This is a genomic window from Phocaeicola intestinalis, from assembly GCF_014837065.1.
Lineage (GTDB): Bacteria > Bacteroidota > Bacteroidia > Bacteroidales > Bacteroidaceae > Phocaeicola > Phocaeicola intestinalis.
In genome coordinates, this window is record NZ_JACSPP010000024.1 from 18,403 (window position 1) to 35,818 (window position 17,416).

Below are 17,416 nucleotides of genomic sequence, written 5' to 3' on the forward strand. Positions count from 1 at the left end.
TTCATACCATTGACATTTTGCGGACATTCATTTTTTTATAGTGTGGCAATGTTGCACAGATTGTGGATTTTTTCTACAATAATATCTGCCGGTTTGATTTCCTTCTTTATTTTTTGCAATGGTAAAATGTTGTTGTTTAATGTGTTTTGATGAATCGGATGTGAAAAGCCAGTGTTTGGTATTTGTTTTGCAAAGGAAGTAGTGTATAGGCAAAAATTTATAACTTATGTCAAGAGAGAAAGTATTGTTTATTTTCATTGCCTTGTTTTTAGTGGGGCAGACGGTTGTCGCTCAAAACCGTACATTGCAAGGCATTATCACTTCGGCTGAAGACGGCGAACCCTTGATTGGGGCTGTTATCGCCATTAAAGGAAACGAAGCTCAAGGTACGATTACTGATATCAACGGGCATTATACGCTTGATGTGCCTTCTGAGACTCAGGCTTTGATTGTTTCGTATGTAGGTATGAAAACTCAGGAAGTCCGTATCCCTCATGGGCGTGACAAGTTGAATATCATTTTGCAGCCTGATAATCAGATGTTGCAGGAAGTCGTAGTGACAGGATATGGTAATTTTACCAAGTCGTCATTTACCGGTTCTGCCAATACCTTGCGGGCGGATATGATGAAAGACATTCCTGTTATGAATGTGGAGCAGAAACTGGAAGGGATGACTACCGGTGTGAACATTACCGGAAGTTCGGGGCAACCGGGTGCCAATCAAAGCATCCGTATCCGTGGTATGGGATCGTTTAACGCGTCGCAAGAACCCTTGTTCGTAATTGACGGCGTGCCGGTTACTTCCGGAAATTTAAGTACAGGAGGCTTTGACGCATCGTATATGAATAATTCGAAAACAAATATCATGAGCACGCTGAACCCTTCTGATATTGAAAACATAACGGTGATTAAAGATGCGGCTGCAGCTTCGCTTTACGGTTCGCGCGCGGCTAACGGCGTTATCTTGATTACCACCAAACGGGGGAAATTAGGCAGGACGCAAGTCACGCTGAATGTGTCGGGAGGATTCTCAAACTCTGCTGTCGATTTCCGGCCGACACTGAACGGTGACCAACGGCGTGAATTATTGTATGAGGGCTTGGTGAATTATGCTACAGACCAGGGGGTGGAATCGCCCACGGAATATGCCGACGGGCTGATAGACAATTATGCTTCCATTCCTTCGATGGGATATACGGACTGGCGTAAGGAATTGCTTCGTACGGCTTCCCAGCAGCGCTATGAGGCATCGGTTTCGGGAGGAAGCGAACGCACGACATATTATGCTTCGTTGGGGTATGACAAGCAGGAAGGGCTTGCCAAGAACTCAAGCCTGAAACGTTATTCTGCCCGTCTGAACCTGACTCAAAAGGTTGGCAGGTATGGTGAAGTGGGAGCTAACATGATGTTCTCGCAGATGAACCAGGAATTGAACGAGGAACGTACTTCTGCCATAAATCCTTTCTTTGATGTGGCTGTGACGATGAATCCCTCAATGACTGTACGCGATGAGGAAGGCAATTATACGGGAGCTTATCCGGGGTCTTCATTGAATCCGTTGCGGGATATCTTGACCGACTACAACCGTACCCGCATGACTCGTATGTTCAGTACGGGATATGCCCAGATAGAACCTCTAAAGGGACTGAAGCTGAAGGAAACGTTGAGTTACGATTACAATATCCAGAAGGATGCCCGTTATTACAATCCGCTCAGTTCGGCGGGACCCAAAAGCGGGAGCGATGCCCGTACAGCGAAAGGGTTTATCGAATATGGACGGCTGAACTCGTCTACCTCTATCAATTATGTGCATACATTTGCGGACAAGCATAATTTGGATGTTCTGGCAGCCTATGAAGTAGAAAGTTATGAGACCGACCATGCCGTAGGCGAGGCGTTCGGTTTGCCTTCCGGAATATTGACAGAACCGGACAATGCCGCCTCATTGAGCGACTTTATGTCATCGACGCAAGCTTATCGGATGATTTCGTATTTGTCGCGCCTGAATTATAATTATGATGACCGCTACTATGTGGCAGGAAGTTTCCGCCGGGACGGAAGCTCGCGCCTTTCGCCGGATAACCGTTGGGGGAATTTCTGGTCTGTGTCGGGCATGTGGAACATCGGCAACGAATCGTTCATGCAGCCTGTGCGCCATATTTTGAGTGACTTGAAAATACGTGCATCCTATGGTGTGAACGGAAACCAGCCGAATTCGTTATACGGATATATGGGCTTGTATTCGTATGGGCAGAACTATATCGGCAATGCGGGCTCGTATGAATCGTCCCAGCCGAATTCGAATTTGAAGTGGGAAAAGAACTATAACTTGAATATCGGATTGGATTTGTCTTTCATTAACCGTATCTTTATCAGTCTGGAATATTATAACCGCGACACGAAAGACTTGCTGTATAATTTGCCAATCAGTTCTACAACCGGTTTTACCAGTTATCTTGCCAATGTGGGGCAATTGAACAATAAAGGGGTGGAATTGGAATTGCGTACCTTGAACTTTTCTTCGAACGGTTTTAACTGGACTACCATTTTCAACTTGAGCCATAACCGGAATAAGATTGTATCGCTGAACGGCGAGCTGGAGCAGTCTATCGAAGGCACGTGGTTCATTCATAAGGTAGGCCTGCCGTATCATACGTTTTATGTAAAGGAGTACGCCGGTGTGGATCCGCAGACTGGACAGGCGCAATATTACTTGAATACCACCAATGAAGACGGAAGCCTGAACCGTTCGCTTACGACGGATGCAAATGCAGCTCAAGCCATCGCTTATAAGGGAGCGGAGCCGAAGGTGTCGGGCGGTTTGACCAACCAATTCCGTTATCGGGACTTTGATTTGAGCTTTACCTTGACTTATTCGTTGGGAGGATATTCTTTCGATAAAGCCGGAACTTATATTGAAAACGGGACAACTGGAATTTATGGGAACGAAACCGGAAGTACGGGTTATAACTTGTCCGTTTATACGCTCAACCGTTGGACGAAGCCCGGTGATGTGACCGATGTGCCGCGTTTTGTCTATGGAGAAGCGGCTGGACCGCAAAACTCTTCACGTTATATTCACAGTACCGACCATTTGCGGTTGAAGAGCTTGACTTTCGGTTATACTTTGCCCGAACGTTGGACACAAAAGGTATTGCTGCAGAAAGCCCGTGTTTATTTTTCCGGAAGCAATTTGCTGACATGGGCGAAATGGAAATATTACGATCCGGAAACTCCGGTGAATGGCGAAGTGTTCTGTGAAGCTCCGACTATGCGCACATTCAGTTTTGGTGTACAATTAACTTTCTAATTCAATGGATAGAAACAACAGTATGAAACGAGTTACTTTATATATAGGAATGATGGCGGCTTCGTTGGCGGCAACTTCTTGTTCAGATAGTTGGCTTGATTTGAATCCGTCTACTTCGGTCACGACAGACCAGGCTTTGTCTACGCTGACTGATATTGAAACTGCTTTGAACGGAGTCTATCGCGAGACTTCCTTGCATAGCTACTATGGCGACAATTACTGGTATTACGGAGATTGCCGTGCCATGGATGTACAGGCGCGGGTTACCAAAGGAGACGGACGGCGTGTGTCTCCTTATTACGAGTACAATGTCCAGGCTACCGATAACCTGAACATTACTCTGCCTTGGCAACAGCCTTATATTGTCATCCGTCAGGCGAACAATATTCTTCAACGTATTGAGGAAGGAGGCATTGAAGGAGCTGCCGATGAGGATTTGGCAAGCATCAAGGCTGAAGCATTGGTTTTGCGCGGGTTGGCATTGTTCAATTTGACACGTTTCTTCGGCATGCCTTATATGTATGATAACGGTACGTCTCTGGGTGTACCTATTGTTACGTCTCCTACTGATCCGACTTCGGCTCCTGCCCGTAATACGGTTGCTGAATGTTACGGACAGGTTGTAGCGGATTTTACGGAGGCTTTGCCTGACCTGACGCGTGAGAAAGCGGACGGATATGTCAATTATTGGGCGGCACAGGCTTTGCTTTCACGTGTTTATCTGGATATGGGAGAGTATCAGGCGGCATGGGATGCTGCGACGGATGTCATCGAGAATAATGGAGGGCTTTATCAGCTTTATACGCAGAGTGAATATGCTGCTGTATGGGGACAGGATTTCCAGTCCGAATCACTTTTCGAACTGTATATAACGATGACCGAACCTGCGGGAGGAACAGGAGGTGAAGGCGCTCCGATGGTTTATGCCAATGAAGCGACTTTCGACTGGAACAACTTGATATTGACTGAAGACTACTTAGACTTGCTGGAACAGGACCCTGACGATGTGCGTCATAGCGTGACAGTTGCTTCCGTTACGCCTGACAATGGAGGATTGCCTGAAGCGGCACGCGACCGGAAAGTGTTTCTTACGAAGTTTCCCGGAAAGACCGGCAATCCGCAAGACAATGACATCTGTATCATCCGTCTTTCCGAAGTCTATCTGAATGCTGCAGAGGCTGGCTTTCATTTAGGAGGCTCGTATGCAGAAACGGGGCGTACTTACCTGAATGATTTAATCAGCCAGCGTACGCCGAATACCGGTATGCAGGTCTCGACTGCAGGTTTTACCATTGACCGCATCTTGGAAGAAGTGCGCCGGGAACTGGTAGGTGAAGGGCAAGTGTTCTTTGATTTCCTGCGCAACGGCAAGCCTATTGTGCGCAACAAGGGCTGGCACTTGGTGACGTTGGATACTTCTGATGCATGGACTATCCAGCCCAATGACCTTCGTATTGCTTTGCCTATCCCGCAAACCGAAATAGATGCCAATCCGAATATGGTGCAGAATCCCCGTTAAAGGGCGTACGGTTACAAAGCCGTAGGGGATACGCCATACATTTTCTTGAAAGCAGACGAAAAATGAGACTGGTTCTTGAAGCCGACCTCCGTATATACATCGGCTATTTTTCGTCTGCCTTCTTTCATTAAGTCGTATGCTGCTTCCAGCCGTTTCCGTATCAGCCATTTCTCCGGAGTAAGGTTACTCACTTTCTTAAAGTCACGTTTAAAGGTGGCAAGGCTTCTGCCTGTATAATGTGCCAGTTCTTCCATCGTGAACTCGTACATATAGTTTTTGTTCATGAAATCAAGAATGTCTATTTTCCAGGGCTCGTTGAAATCGAAAAGTGTAGGAGCAAAACGCTTGTCGATATGGAGCAAGGCAAGCAATCCTTCCTGCAGTTTGAGTTGCATAAGGTCGTCTTGCGGTTTTACATCGGGGTCGAAATAAGGAGTCATGGAGGCGAAAAGGCTGGTGATTTCCGCTGTTTTGGGCAGTTTGATGACTCCCAAATCTAATTTAGGAGTATTTGCCGGCGCTTTGTATTGTTCGGATTTGGTGTACATCTCTTTTAAAAAGTTGCGGGTAAACATCAGGAAAATACCGCAATATTTTTCGCCATTGGCTGTCCGTTTATACATTGTGATATGATGGTCGCGAGGGATAAATACGCATTCGCCTTTGCTCACGTGTATTTGTTCTTTGCCGTTATCGAGCAACATTTCCCCCGAATAAACATAATTCATGGCAAATTCACGGGAGCGGTGAATGCATCCGCTGGTATCATCGTAGAAGAAGCTGAAGAAAATGTTGTTGTAGTTGAATATCATTTTCATCGGGCCGGTAGGGTCTTCCGTTTGATTTTGTTGTTTCATGTCACTTAGTCTTTTGTATATATTGTTATAATATAAGGTGTACGATTTGCGGATTGTGGTCGGACAGGAATTTGCTTCCCGGTGCCGCTTCTTTCGGAATGAAACTGTCGAGTACTTTTATTTGCGGAGTGACAAAGATAAAGTCTATTTTCTCGCATTGCTCCGAAGGAATTTGCCCGAAGTTGTGGAAAGTGTAGTCCACTCCCGTCTGTTTGCCGGCAATCTTAGCCGCATCTTTCAGTACGAATGCGTTGGAGGTAATGGTGCGGTAAGCTTCCGATTGGTCGTTTACGTTGAAGTCGCCCGTTAGTACCGCGGGGCGGTCGCCTACTATTTCTTTTATTTTCCGGATAATCAGCAAAGCGCCTTCCCGTCGGGCAGTAACACCGACATGGTCAAAATGTGTGTTGACTGCCATAAAGATTTTTCCGCTTTGCCTGTCTTTCATTTTCGCCCAGGTTGCAATGCGTGTGCAGGCTCCGTCCCATCCGATAAACCCTATGCTGTCAGGATATTGTGAAAGCCAGAATGTGTTGCTGTCTAATACTTCGAATCTGTCTTCCTTATATAATATAGGAGCATATTCGCCTTTGGTTTTCCCGTCATCGCGTCCTACTCCGATAGATTTATAGCCAGGAAGGCGCTGCAGCAGGTCTTCCAATTGGTTGTGCAGCACTTCTTGCATGCCTACGATGTCCATGTCTTGTGCCTGGATGAACCGTGTGACGGTGTCTTTGCGGAATTGCCAGTTGTTCGATTGGTCGGCAGGGTTATCATACCGGATGTTGAATGTCGCCCAAGTAATCGTTTGTGCCTGGCAGGGTAAGGAGAAAAATGCCGATGTGATAACGGCAATGGCTAAAAAAAGTCTTTTCATAATCTTTATAATGGTTTGATAGGTTGGTTTTATACGGGATGTTCCTTATATCCGGCTAAGATACGAAATATATGGAAAAAACTTTCTATCTTTGTAACAAAAATATTTTTATGAGTCATATACGGTTAGGAAAATACAATCAGTTAGAGGTTGTGAAGGAGGTAGATTTCGGTGTGTATCTGGATGGTGGGGAAGACGGGGAAATCTTGTTGCCAAAACGCTATGTTCCACAAGGTTGCGTTCCGAGTGATGTCTTGAATGTTTTCATTTATCTGGATATGGAAGAGCGGCTGATAGCTACCACACTCCAACCTTATGTACAGGTAGGAGAGTTTGCTTGCCTGGAAGTGGCGTGGGTCAATCAGTTTGGTGCTTTTTTGGACTGGGGATTGATGAAAGACCTGTTTGTCCCTTATCGGGAACAGAAGACAAAGATGGTGAAGGGTGGTAAGTATATTGTTTATGTATACATAGATGAGGAAAGTTACCGTATTGCTGCTTCTGCCAAAGTGGAGCATTTCTTGTCGAAAGAACATCCGGTATATGAAGCCGGTGAAGAAGTGGATGCGTTGGTATGGCAACGTACGGATTTAGGTTATAAAGTCATTGTGGATAATAAATTCAGCGGGATGTTATATCACAACGAGGTGTTCCAGCCATTGAGTCCGGGAAAACATGTCCTGGCTTATATCAGGCAGGTACGTGAAGACGGAAAGATTGATTTGGCTTTGCAGAAAGCAGGATTTGAAAAGATAGACGACTTTGCGGAGACCTTGCTTCAATATATTGAGGCACAAGGCGGATTTACACCGATGAACGATAAGACCGATGCCGCTGTGATTTACAATACATTCGGGGTAAGTAAGAAAACATTTAAAAAGGCGGTCGGCGATTTATACAAGAAACGTCTGATTGTCTTGGAAAAAGAAGGCATTCGTCTTGTTCCTCAGGACTGATTATGAAATTGCCTCAAAACAGAAAGATAACTGTATGAATAAGATAACGTTATTTTCTGTTTTGAGGCAATTCTTTATTGTGTTAAAGCCTTAGATGGACAATTCATGCAATACATTGACTAATTCACGGTCAATGGGCTTGTCGTTTTTAATGGCTTTGCTGAACGGCACATATACGATTTGGTCGTTTTCGATACCGATCATTACATTGCGCTGGCCTTCCATGAGCGCTTGGATGCTGGCTACTCCCATACGGCTGGCGATGATACGGTCATGTGCCGTGGGGCTTCCTCCGCGTTGCAAGTGCCCTAAGATAGTGACACGTACGTCATATTGCGGATATTCGTTCTTTACGCGTTCGGCATAATGCATGGCTCCGCCCGTGATTTCACTCTCTGCAACGAGCACAATGGAACTGCTCTTTGACTTGCGGAATCCGTTTTTGATGAATTCCTCCAGTTGGTCGACTTCTGTATTGAATTCGGGGATGATTGCAGCTTCAGCTCCTGCGGCAATAGCGCCATTCAAGGCAAGGAATCCGGCATCACGTCCCATTACTTCTACGAAAAAGAGACGTTCGTGTGAGGTGGCTGTATCACGAATCTTATCCACTGCATCCAGAATGGTGTTCAGTGCGGTGTCATAACCGATGGTTGTATCTGTGCCATACAGGTCATTGTCGATGGTTCCGGGCAGGCCGATACACGGAATGTCGTATTCTTGGGCCAGCAAGCGTGCTCCCGTCAGCGAACCGTCCCCTCCGATGACAATCAAGGCATCGATTTCTTCACGTTGCATCGTTTCGTATGCAATCTTACGTCCTTCCGGGGTCTTGAATTCCTGGCAACGTGCTGTTTTCAGGATTGTTCCTCCCTGTTGGATGATGTTGCTTACGTTTTGCGTTTTGAATTCTTGAATTTCTCCTGTAATCAATCCCTTGTATCCTCTGTAAATGCCTTTTACTCTCAAGCCGTTATAGATAGCAGAGCGTGTTACGGCACGGATGGCTGCGTTCATACCTGGGGCGTCTCCTCCCGAAGTCAGAATACCAATACATTTAATAGTTCCCATAAAATTGTTATTCGTTATATAGTGATACTGCAAAGGTATCAAAAAACTAGTTTACAAGCAAATAAATATTTCCATTTTTTGACATTATCCGGGCTGTCGGTTGAGTGACAAAATGGTTTCTTTACAGGCTTCCATCAGCCATTTAGGGGTAGAGGTCGCTCCACAAATGCCGATTGAACGTGCCTGTTGTAACAAGTTGCGGTCTATTTCTTCAGGTTGGTCTATCTGGTAAGAGTTGGGGTTTACTTTGCGGCATTCTTGGTAAAGTATTTTTCCATTCGAGCTTTTATGTCCGCAAACGAAAAATACCAAGTCGTGGGCTGCAGCAAAACGGCGTATTTCTGGCATGCGGTTTGCTACTTGCCGGCAGATGGTATCGTAAAACTGGAACGTGACATGAGGGGCAATATGTGCTTGGATATAAGCAACGATTTCTCTGAATTCGTCCAGGGATTTTGTAGTTTGTGAATAGAGCCGGATGTCTTTGTTGAAATCCAGTTGTTTGGCTTCTTCCAGATTCTCAATTACGATAGCTTCACCATTGGTTTGTCCTACCAGTCCTAAAACTTCCGCGTGTCCGTTTTTCCCGAAAATGACTATTTGTTTTTTTCGTCCTTCAGGGGCAGGGGTGTCATATTCTTGCTTGATACGCTTCTGAAGCCGTAATACGACGGGGCAGGTGGCATCGATGATTTCGATGTGTTTTCGCCGAGCCAGTTCGTATGTAGAGGGAGGTTCGCCGTGTGCCCGTAGTAAGACTTTTACTTCTTCCAGTGTGCCGAATTTCTCATGGTCTATGGTAAGGAGCCCGAGCCTTTTCAGGCGTTCGCATTCTTGTCCGTTGTGGACGATGTCTCCCAGGCAATACAGAGGAGCACCTTTAGACAATTCTTCTTCGGCTTTCTGGATAGCAGTAGTCACACCGAAACAGAAGCCTGAACTTTCGTCTATTTCTATTTGGGGGGATGTCTTGTTATTCATAGACTACGCGTTTGAATTGATCCAACAACCAGTCTTTCTGTTCGCTGAGTGTCAGATTGCTGTTGTCCAGTAAGATAGCATCTTCAGCTTTTCGTAAGGGGCTTACGGTACGGGTCTGGTCAATACGGTCGCGTTCTTCTACATTGTGCAGGATATCTTCGAATGAAGCTTTCTGTCCTTTGGCGCACAACTCATCGTAGCGGCGTTTGGCACGGATTTGGGGTGAAGCTGTGACAAAAATCTTCAGTTCGGCATCGGGGAATACGGCGGTGCCGATATCGCGTCCGTCCATTACAATGCCTTTGTCTTTGCCCATGTCTTGCTGTTGGCGCACCAAAGCATGGCGCACGAAATCAAGTGCTGACACAGGGCTGACTTTTGAGGACACTTCAAGTGTACGTATCTGTTCTTCTACATCTTTTCCGTTTAAGAAGGTGTGCAGGCGCTGGGTGGCTGTGTCTATGCGAAACGTAATGTGTATCTCGTCCATGTGTTGCCTGAGGGCTTCGGTCCGGATGTTTCCGTCCGGGTCGAATAAGTCATGTTCGATGCAATATAGGGTTACGGCACGATACATGGCACCGCTGTCGATATAGATATAGCCGATTTCTTTTGCCAAGTCTTTTGCCATAGTGCTTTTTCCGCACGACGAAAAACCGTCGATGGCGATGACTATTTTTTTCATACGTTGTTTCGTTTTTATGGTTTGCGCTTCAAAGATACACATTTTTGTTAGATTTCTTTTCTTTCTTGACAACCCTTTAAAGATTTCTGTTATATTTGCAGTACGGAGTATTCCGGAGCATTATTTATACCAAAGAATTATGAAACAATTGACCACGAAAGAAATGCAAGGGCTTTTCCATGTGTATATGGAAAAACTGGCTTATATGCGCGACCCGAAAGGTTTGTACGAACCGATAGAATATGTACTTGCCATTGGCGGAAAACGTATCCGTCCATTGTTGTTGCTATTGGCATACAACTTATATAAGGAAGATGTGGAGGCTGTATTTTCGCAGGCTGCTGCACTGGAGACATATCATAATTTTACTCTTTTGCATGATGATTTGATGGATAAGGCAGACAAGCGGAGAGGGAAGCCGACGGTACATAAGCGTTGGAATGAAAATACGGCAATTCTCTCGGGCGATGCCATGATTATCTTGGCTTATCAGTTCTTGATGAAAGATTGTCCTACGCAGTATGTCAAACCGGTAATGGAAGTATTTTCGCAAACGGCACTGGAAGTTTGCGAGGGGCAGCAATGGGATATGGAATTCGAGCACCGTAATGATGTGTCGGTAGATGAATACATTGAGATGATACGCTTGAAGACTTCGGTGTTGTTGGCGGGTTCGTTGAAGATAGGGGCGATTTTAGGAGGTGCATCCGAGGAAGATGCCCGGAAGTTGTATGACTTCGGCATCCAGATCGGCTTGGCTTTCCAATTGCAGGATGACTATTTGGATGTGTATGGCGATCCGAAAGTCTTTGGTAAGAATATCGGGGGAGACATTCTTTGCAACAAGAAAACCTTTATGCTGATTACGGCTTTCGAGCAAGCTGATGCCGGAACCCGTACCGAACTGATGCACTGGATTACTGCCGGAGATTATATGCCTGAACAAAAGATAGCTGCTGTGACGGCTATATATAATAAAGAGAAAATCGGAGAACTGTGCCAGAAGAAGATAGAAGATTATTACGGGCAAGGGATGCGTTTATTGGAACAGGTGCAGGTTCCGCAGGAGAACAAGCGGCATCTGTTGGATTTTGTAGTCGGTCTGATGCACCGTAACCTGTAACCGGATAAATGAAAGGAGGGGTTATGGCTCATTTGATAGATACACACACACACTTGTTTGTCGAAGAGTTTGACGGAGACCGCGAACTGGCATTGATTCGTGCCCGTGAAGCAGGAGTGACACGTTTGTTTATGCCCAACATTGATGATGCATCGGTAGAGCAGATGCTGGCTTTGTGCGACGAACATGAAGGATGTTATCCGATGATTGGATTGCATCCCACATCGGTAGATGCTGATTGGAAAATCCGTCTGGAGCGTGTAGAACGGTGGTTGCATTCAGACAGGAGGTTTTATGGTATCGGAGAGGTGGGACTTGACTTGTATTGGGACAAGACTTACCTGAAAGAGCAGGTAGAGGTGTTGCACAGACAGATAGAATGGGCATTGACGTATGGTTTGCCGTTGGTCATCCATTGCCGTGCCGCCTGTTCCGAATTGTTGGAAGTGCTTTCGCGGTATGACAAAAAGAGTCTGACAGGTATTTTCCATAGTTTTACAGGTACAGAGGAAGAGGGGCTCCGCTTGTTGGATTATCCCGGTTTTATGTTGGGGATAAATGGCGTTGTGACATTCAAGAAGAGTACCTTACCGGCTGTATTGGCATCGTCGGTGCCATTAGAGCGTTTGGTGCTGGAGACCGACTCGCCTTATTTGGCTCCGGTGCCTTATCGGGGAAAGCGGAACGAAAGTGCATTTATTGTGAAAGTAGCAGAGAGGTTGTCTGAGATTTATGGAGTCCCGATGGCTGGAATAGCCTCTGTGACATCAGCAAACGCACTGAAAGTTTTTAAAATATATTAAATTCATCTTTGCTGGAAGACTTTTGTACGCCAAATCTTAGGCAAAACCAAAAATAAAGAATACTTTTGCACACGAATTTCTAAGATACGGTCATAAGAGTCAAGGAGAGATGCTCGAGTGGTTGAAGAGGCACGCCTGGAAAGCGTGTATACGTCAAAAGCGTATCACGGGTTCGAATCCCGTTCTCTCCGCAGCAAGGTAAGATTTATCAGGTCTTATATGAATCTTTAAACAAATCCAAGATGAAGAAGTTTTTTGCATTTTTCGCGGTGGCAGGTATTCTGTCATTGGGAATGGTTCATTCTGCAAGGGCTCAAGATGCAGATATTAGCAAGGGATTCGAACAAGCGGAAGAGTATGAGGTGATGGACAAGGACACAGTTGAGACCGCTGGGCAAAGAGGTGTGCCCGGAGTTCTGACCTCAGGATGGAAAGAAGGAGATTCTGGCTTGATGTCATTGGTCGGCATTGCTTTCGTATTAGGCTTGGCTTGTTGCGTAGAGCGTATCCTGTCGTTGGGCTTGGCGGATATCGATATCCGGAAATTGATGGAAAAAGTAGCGTCTGCATTGGAAAAAGGTGATGTGGAAGGAGCTACGAATCTTTGTCATAACACGCGTGGACCAGTAGCGGCTGTTTGTTATCACGGCTTGTCGAGAATCGATGAGGACTCGGATGTGGTAGAACGGATGGTCGTTTCTTATCGGGAAGTACAATCGGGTAATCTGAAGAAAAGGTGCTTGTGGATAAGGATGTTTATTGTCACGACGTTGGCGTTAGGCGTATTGGGCACAGTAATTGGTATGGCTATGGCTTTTGATTCTCTTTGCTATGCCGGTGGATTTTCGGTATCGGATATGGCGGGGAATATACGTACGGCTCTGTTTCCTATGATATTTGCTTTGGTTGCGGCCATTGTGCTTTATGTGTTTTACATTTACATCCAGAATCGGATTGCAACAATGGAGAACCGGATGAAGGAAGCCTCTTTGACATTCCTTGACTTGGTGATGAAATACAACTGGAAGTATAAAAGATGATATGGGCGGATATAGGTCCGTATGCTTATGAACCTATGTTCATCAGCGGGCGAAGATAAGTTCGTGGGCTGATGAACATAGGTTCATTTCTTTTGCAAAGGTTATTTTACTTTCGAGGCTTCTTCGGTCTTCACTTTCCGAAGCAGGTCGGAAGCAAAGATGAAATTGTTCAGCCGTTCGTTTGTGGCACTGAATACCTGGTCTTTGTTGCCTTCCCATTCCTTGTGCCCTTGGTAAATGTAAAGGATGCTATCGCCGATACCTAATACCGAGTTCATGTCATGGGTGTTGATGATGGTGGTCATATTGTATTCTGTGGTAATGTCGTGTACCAGCTCGTCAATTACCAGCGATGTCTTCGGGTCCAGTCCGGAGTTGGGTTCGTCACAAAACAGGTATTGGGGCTGAAGAGCAATGGCACGGGCGATTGCCACACGTTTCTGCATACCTCCACTTATTTCGCCGGGATATTTCTTTTGGGCATCAAGCAGGTTGACCCGGTCCAGACAAAACTGGGCACGTTTGACCCGCTCGTTGTAATTCTTGTTGGAAAACATGTCGAGGGGAAACATCACGTTTTCCAGTACGGTGAGCGAATCGAACAAAGCTGCACTTTGGAAAATCATCCCCATTTCTCTGCGCAATGATTTTTTTTCTTTCTTGTCCATTGTGAGAAAGTTACGCCCGTCGTATAATACTTCACCTTTATTGGGAGCGAGCAGTCCTACCAGGCATTTCATCAGCACGGTTTTTCCCGAGCCACTCTGTCCGATAATCAGGTTGGTTTTCCCGTTTTCGAAAGTGAAGCTGATGTCTTCCAGCACATTCTTGTCTTCGAAAGATTTGTATATTGATTTTATTTCTATCATGATTGGTTTCGCTTTAGCTGAGTAATTGGGTTAGAATCAGGTCGGAAAACAGAATCAGTACGCTGCTCGATACTACAGCGTCGGTACTTGCTTTACCCACTGCTATGGAACCGCCTTCGACTGTATATCCAAAGAAAGCCGAAACGCTGGCGATGATGAAAGCAAAGAACAACGACTTGATGAAACTGCACCACACATACCATTCCACGAAACTGTACTGGATACCATATTCCAGGTCGGTGGCATTCATGATGCCGGCAAACCAGGCAGTACAGAAGGCTCCGATAATGCCCGCAAAGATGCTGAATACCACCAGAAGGGGAATCATGGTCATCAGTCCGATTATTTTAGGGAGAATCAGGTACGATGCCGAATTTACACCCATGATGTCGAGTGCATCTATCTGTTGGGTGACGCGCATGGTTCCCAGTTCGGATGCAATGTTCGAGCCCACCTTTCCGGCAAGAATCAAACACATGATGGAGGAGGAAAATTCCAGCAACAAGATTTCACGGGTCGTATAGCCGACCACGAAACGTGGCATCCAAGGGCTTTCTATATTGAGCTTGATTTGGATGCAGATGACTGCGCCGATGAAAAAGGAAATCAGCAGGACGATTCCGATGGAATTGATGCCCAGCTGTGCCATTTCGTTGACGTATTGTTTGAAATACATCCTGAACCGTTCAGGACGGGCGAATACCCTGCCCATAAGCATGATGTATTTTCCGAAGTTTGAAATTGGCTTTACCATATCTTATTCAAGTCTGATTTTAGTGCAAAAGTACGGTTTTTTAGCTATATTATAATAAAAGGGAAGAGGAAATTAGGGCGAATGACCACATAACCCAAGTTTTTTACTACTTTTGCCGAAGATTTTTATCACGCAAACGAATTTTAGAGCAATATGGCAGAACAGGAAAACCAGCAACAGGCTACAGGCAATTTCGAGCTTCCGGCTGACGGACGTATGGTACTTCGTACTGAGAATTTGGTGAAGAAGTATGGCAAGCGTACCGTGGTGAGCCACGTTTCCATTAATGTGAAGCAAGGGGAAATCGTGGGGCTTCTGGGGCCGAACGGGGCAGGGAAGACCACTTCTTTTTATATGACGACGGGACTGATTGTGCCCAATGAGGGACATATTTACTTGAACGACCAGGATATAACCAGCTATCCGGTGTACAAGCGTGCGCAGAACGGTATCGGTTATCTGGCGCAGGAAGCTTCCGTATTCAGGAAGATGAGCGTGGAAGACAATATCGCTTCAGTATTGGAGCTGACCAAGACTTCAAAAGAGTATCAGAAGGAAAAGCTGGAAAGTCTTATAGCCGAATTTCGTCTGCAGAAGGTCCGGAAGAACTTGGGGGACCAGTTGTCAGGGGGAGAGCGTCGGCGTACGGAAATAGCCCGATGCTTAGCCATCGACCCTAAGTTTATCATGTTGGACGAGCCTTTTGCCGGAGTCGACCCTATTGCTGTAGAAGACATCCAGCATATTGTATGGAGATTGAAAGATAAGAACATCGGCATTCTGATTACCGACCATAATGTGCAGGAAACATTGAGCATTACTGACCGGGCTTACCTGTTGTTCGAAGGTAAAATCTTGTTTCAAGGCACACCCGAGGAACTGGCGACCAACAAGATTGTGCGTGAGAAATATTTGAGTAACAGTTTTGTGCTCCGCCGGAAAGATTTTCAGATGAGAGATATACGCGAATAGCATTATCTGCCAGGTGTTTTGTGAAATTTTACGTTGACTTTTTGGTTATTGTAAGATTAAACACTATTTTTGCAACCTCAAAAATTGAATAGGAAATATAGTAGTAATTAAAACAATAAGTCGGAAATGAATATTTCATTGCAAAATGTAGACAAGGTGAGCGCGGTGCTTACCGTTCAGATTGAAAAAGCTGACTATCAGGAAAAAGTAGAAAAAACATTGAAAAAGCTTCGTCAGAACGTGAATATGCCGGGATTTCGCAAAGGCATGGTTCCGATGACATTGCTCAAGAAGCAGTATGGTACGTCAGTATTGGTAGAGGAAGTTGACAAATTGATGCAGGAAAAGGTGAACGAATATATTCGTGAAAATAAAGTGGATATGTTGGGCGCTCCGCTTCCCAAAGAAAGCAATGTAGATTTTGCCAATGACGAAAACTTTGAATTCTCTTTCGATATTGCCTTGGCTCCCGAATTTACAGTAGATTTGTCGGCTGCTGATACCATTGATTATTACGACATCAATGTCACAGACGAGATGGTAGACCAACAGGTGAAGTTGTATACTCAGCGTACGGCCAAATATGAAAAGGTGGAAGACTATCAGGACAATGATTTGTTGAAAGGTTTGCTTGCCGAATTGGATGAAAACGGAAATACCAAAGAAGGCGGCATTCAGGTAGAAGGTGCAGTAATGATGCCTACTTATATGAAGAATGATGACCAGAAGGCTGTATTCAACGGTGCGAAAGTGAATACTGTGTTGGTGTTCAACCCGTCTGTTGCTTTCGACAACAATGAAGCCGAATTGTCGTCACTTTTGAAAATCAAGAAAGAAGAAGTGGGTGCACATACCGGCAATTTCAGCTTCCAGATAGAAGAGATTACACGTATGATTCCGGGAGACTTGAATCAGGAACTGTTCGATCTGGTTTTGGGTGAAGGCAAGGCGCATAGTGAAGAGGAATTCCGTGCACAAATCAAGGAAACCATTGCCAAGCAATACGAAGCAGACAGTGATTATAAATTCTTGATTGATGTGCGCTCGTATGTATCCGGAAAAATCGGAAAATTGCAGTTCGCTGATGAGTTGATGAAGCGCATCATGCTGGAAAACAACAAGGATAAAGGCGAAGAGTTCGTTTCAGAACACTATGAGAAGAGCCTGGAAGAACTGACTTGGCACCTGATTAAGGAAAAACTGGTGGCTGCCAACGGAATTAAAATAGAACAGGCAGATATCAACGAAATGGCCAAGGAAGCTACTCGTGCTCAATTTGCCCAGTATGGCATGATCAATGTTCCGGATGAACTGCTGGATAACTATTCGAAGGAAATGTTGAAGAAACGCGAAAGTGTGGAAGCTTTGGTAAACCGTGCTGTGGAAAGCAAGCTGGCAGAAGCATTGAAAGCACAGGTTACATTAAACCACAAGGCCGTTTCGGCAGAAGAATTCAATAAGATGTTTGAGTGATTTCCTTCCTGTGGTGAAGGCGAATTGCTAAAACTTGCTAAAAGAGGAGCTTTTAATTTGGCATTCCGTTAAGTGAGTGGAAGTTTTTGTACTTTTGCCCAAGCGGAAAGAAGAGGCCAGTTTAAA

At 45.3% G+C, this 17,416-nt stretch carries 15 protein-coding genes and 1 tRNA gene; 9 read left to right on the top strand and 7 right to left on the bottom strand.

The annotated features are described in order from the left end of the window. The first annotated feature begins 226 nt into the window (after positions 1–226). Complete coding sequence (locus tag H9625_RS09035; protein ID WP_191764015.1) at positions 227–3,310, top strand: SusC/RagA family TonB-linked outer membrane protein; 3,084 nt, start codon at positions 227–229, stop codon at positions 3,308–3,310. 22 nt (positions 3,311–3,332) lie between these two features. After that, on the top strand, positions 3,333–4,829 hold the full coding sequence (locus H9625_RS09040) for a RagB/SusD family nutrient uptake outer membrane protein (RefSeq protein ID WP_191764017.1): 1,497 nt from the start codon (positions 3,333–3,335) through the stop codon (positions 4,827–4,829). A gap of 11 nt (positions 4,830–4,840) precedes the next feature. On the opposite strand, the gene H9625_RS09045 is transcribed toward H9625_RS09040, so the two are convergent. After that, positions 4,841–5,647: a helix-turn-helix domain-containing protein gene (locus H9625_RS09045; protein WP_191764033.1), complete on the bottom strand. Its 807-nt coding sequence runs from the start codon at positions 5,645–5,647 to the stop codon at positions 4,841–4,843. A 64-nt stretch (positions 5,648–5,711) separates the two neighbouring features. Further along, the gene (locus H9625_RS09050; RefSeq protein ID WP_191764019.1) at positions 5,712–6,563 is read right to left on the bottom strand and encodes an endonuclease/exonuclease/phosphatase family protein; all 852 of its coding nucleotides are present in this window, start codon (positions 6,561–6,563) and stop codon (positions 5,712–5,714) included. A 110-nt stretch (positions 6,564–6,673) separates the two neighbouring features. Between H9625_RS09050 and H9625_RS09055 the strand changes: the two genes are divergently transcribed. Continuing rightward, complete coding sequence (locus H9625_RS09055; RefSeq protein ID WP_191764021.1) at positions 6,674–7,519, top strand: CvfB family protein; 846 nt, start codon at positions 6,674–6,676, stop codon at positions 7,517–7,519. 90 nt (positions 7,520–7,609) lie between these two features. Here H9625_RS09055 and pfkA read toward each other — a convergent pair whose 3' ends face one another. The 3 genes from pfkA to cmk all read right to left on the bottom strand — a co-directional run bounded on the left by pfkA (position 7,610) and on the right by cmk (position 10,256). After that, the gene (pfkA, locus tag H9625_RS09060; protein ID WP_013619221.1) at positions 7,610–8,590 is read right to left on the bottom strand and encodes a 6-phosphofructokinase; all 981 of its coding nucleotides are present in this window, start codon (positions 8,588–8,590) and stop codon (positions 7,610–7,612) included. Between the two features lie 84 nt (positions 8,591–8,674). Continuing rightward, entirely contained in the window at positions 8,675–9,571 is an 897-nt protein-coding gene (locus tag H9625_RS09065) for a 4-hydroxy-3-methylbut-2-enyl diphosphate reductase (protein WP_087208537.1), read from the bottom strand. Then, positions 9,564–10,256 carry a (d)CMP kinase gene (gene cmk, locus H9625_RS09070; protein WP_022040086.1) on the bottom strand — a complete coding sequence of 231 codons (693 nt, stop codon included), beginning with the start codon at positions 10,254–10,256 and terminating at the stop codon, positions 9,564–9,566. Before cmk ends, H9625_RS09065 begins: the two co-directional genes overlap by 8 nt. Before the next feature lie 163 nt (positions 10,257–10,419). On the opposite strand from cmk, the gene H9625_RS09075 reads away from it, so the two are divergent. The 4 genes from H9625_RS09075 (at position 10,420) to H9625_RS09090 (ending at position 13,222) form a co-directional block, all read left to right on the top strand. Next, positions 10,420–11,379, top strand: a complete 960-nt coding sequence (locus H9625_RS09075) for a polyprenyl synthetase family protein (protein WP_394354928.1) — start codon at positions 10,420–10,422, stop codon at positions 11,377–11,379. Positions 11,380–11,402: 23 nt separating this feature from the next. Beyond that, a complete protein-coding gene (locus tag H9625_RS09080; protein ID WP_191764022.1) occupies positions 11,403–12,182 on the top strand; it encodes a TatD family hydrolase in 780 nt (259 codons plus the stop codon). A 103-nt stretch (positions 12,183–12,285) separates the two neighbouring features. After that, positions 12,286–12,373 (top strand) — tRNA-Ser (locus H9625_RS09085). A gap of 51 nt (positions 12,374–12,424) precedes the next feature. After that, entirely contained in the window at positions 12,425–13,222 is a 798-nt protein-coding gene (locus tag H9625_RS09090; RefSeq protein ID WP_191764023.1) for a MotA/TolQ/ExbB proton channel family protein, read from the top strand. Between the two features lie 101 nt (positions 13,223–13,323). On the opposite strand, the gene H9625_RS09095 is transcribed toward H9625_RS09090, so the two are convergent. Further along, on the bottom strand, positions 13,324–14,091 hold the full coding sequence (locus tag H9625_RS09095; protein ID WP_022040082.1) for an ABC transporter ATP-binding protein: 768 nt from the start codon (positions 14,089–14,091) through the stop codon (positions 13,324–13,326). A gap of 13 nt (positions 14,092–14,104) precedes the next feature. Next, complete coding sequence (locus tag H9625_RS09100) at positions 14,105–14,845, bottom strand: MlaE family ABC transporter permease (RefSeq protein ID WP_022040081.1); 741 nt, start codon at positions 14,843–14,845, stop codon at positions 14,105–14,107. Positions 14,846–14,998: 153 nt separating this feature from the next. Between H9625_RS09100 and lptB the strand changes: the two genes are divergently transcribed. Both lptB and tig read left to right on the top strand, forming a co-directional pair. Further along, positions 14,999–15,817, top strand: coding sequence for an LPS export ABC transporter ATP-binding protein (gene lptB / locus H9625_RS09105; RefSeq protein ID WP_191764024.1), 819 nt, complete (start codon positions 14,999–15,001; stop codon positions 15,815–15,817). Positions 15,818–15,943: 126 nt separating this feature from the next. Next, complete coding sequence (gene tig / locus H9625_RS09110; protein WP_191764025.1) at positions 15,944–17,290, top strand: trigger factor; 1,347 nt, start codon at positions 15,944–15,946, stop codon at positions 17,288–17,290. Positions 17,291–17,416 lie beyond the last annotated feature (126 nt).

Bases quoted from the DNA above. Each gene is read 5' to 3' on its own strand.
- tig (WP_191764025.1), top strand. From the start codon at position 15,944: ATGAATATTTCATTGCAAAATGTAGACAAGGTGAGCGCGGTGCTTACC.
- H9625_RS09045 (WP_191764033.1), bottom strand. From the start codon at position 5,647: ATGAAAATGATATTCAACTACAACAACATTTTCTTCAGCTTCTTCTAC.
- H9625_RS09090 (WP_191764023.1), top strand. From the start codon at position 12,425: ATGAAGAAGTTTTTTGCATTTTTCGCGGTGGCAGGTATTCTGTCATTG.
- pfkA (WP_013619221.1), bottom strand. From the start codon at position 8,590: ATGGGAACTATTAAATGTATTGGTATTCTGACTTCGGGAGGAGACGCC.
- H9625_RS09055 (WP_191764021.1), top strand. From the start codon at position 6,674: ATGAGTCATATACGGTTAGGAAAATACAATCAGTTAGAGGTTGTGAAG.
- H9625_RS09095 (WP_022040082.1), bottom strand. From the start codon at position 14,091: ATGATAGAAATAAAATCAATATACAAATCTTTCGAAGACAAGAATGTG.
- H9625_RS09050 (WP_191764019.1), bottom strand. From the start codon at position 6,563: ATGAAAAGACTTTTTTTAGCCATTGCCGTTATCACATCGGCATTTTTC.
- cmk (WP_022040086.1), bottom strand. From the start codon at position 10,256: ATGAAAAAAATAGTCATCGCCATCGACGGTTTTTCGTCGTGCGGAAAA.
- H9625_RS09040 (WP_191764017.1), top strand. From the start codon at position 3,333: ATGAAACGAGTTACTTTATATATAGGAATGATGGCGGCTTCGTTGGCG.
- H9625_RS09035 (WP_191764015.1), top strand. From the start codon at position 227: ATGTCAAGAGAGAAAGTATTGTTTATTTTCATTGCCTTGTTTTTAGTG.
- H9625_RS09100 (WP_022040081.1), bottom strand. From the start codon at position 14,845: ATGGTAAAGCCAATTTCAAACTTCGGAAAATACATCATGCTTATGGGC.
- lptB (WP_191764024.1), top strand. From the start codon at position 14,999: ATGGCAGAACAGGAAAACCAGCAACAGGCTACAGGCAATTTCGAGCTT.
- H9625_RS09075 (WP_394354928.1), top strand. From the start codon at position 10,420: ATGCAAGGGCTTTTCCATGTGTATATGGAAAAACTGGCTTATATGCGC.
- H9625_RS09080 (WP_191764022.1), top strand. From the start codon at position 11,403: ATGGCTCATTTGATAGATACACACACACACTTGTTTGTCGAAGAGTTT.
- H9625_RS09065 (WP_087208537.1), bottom strand. From the start codon at position 9,571: ATGAATAACAAGACATCCCCCCAAATAGAAATAGACGAAAGTTCAGGC.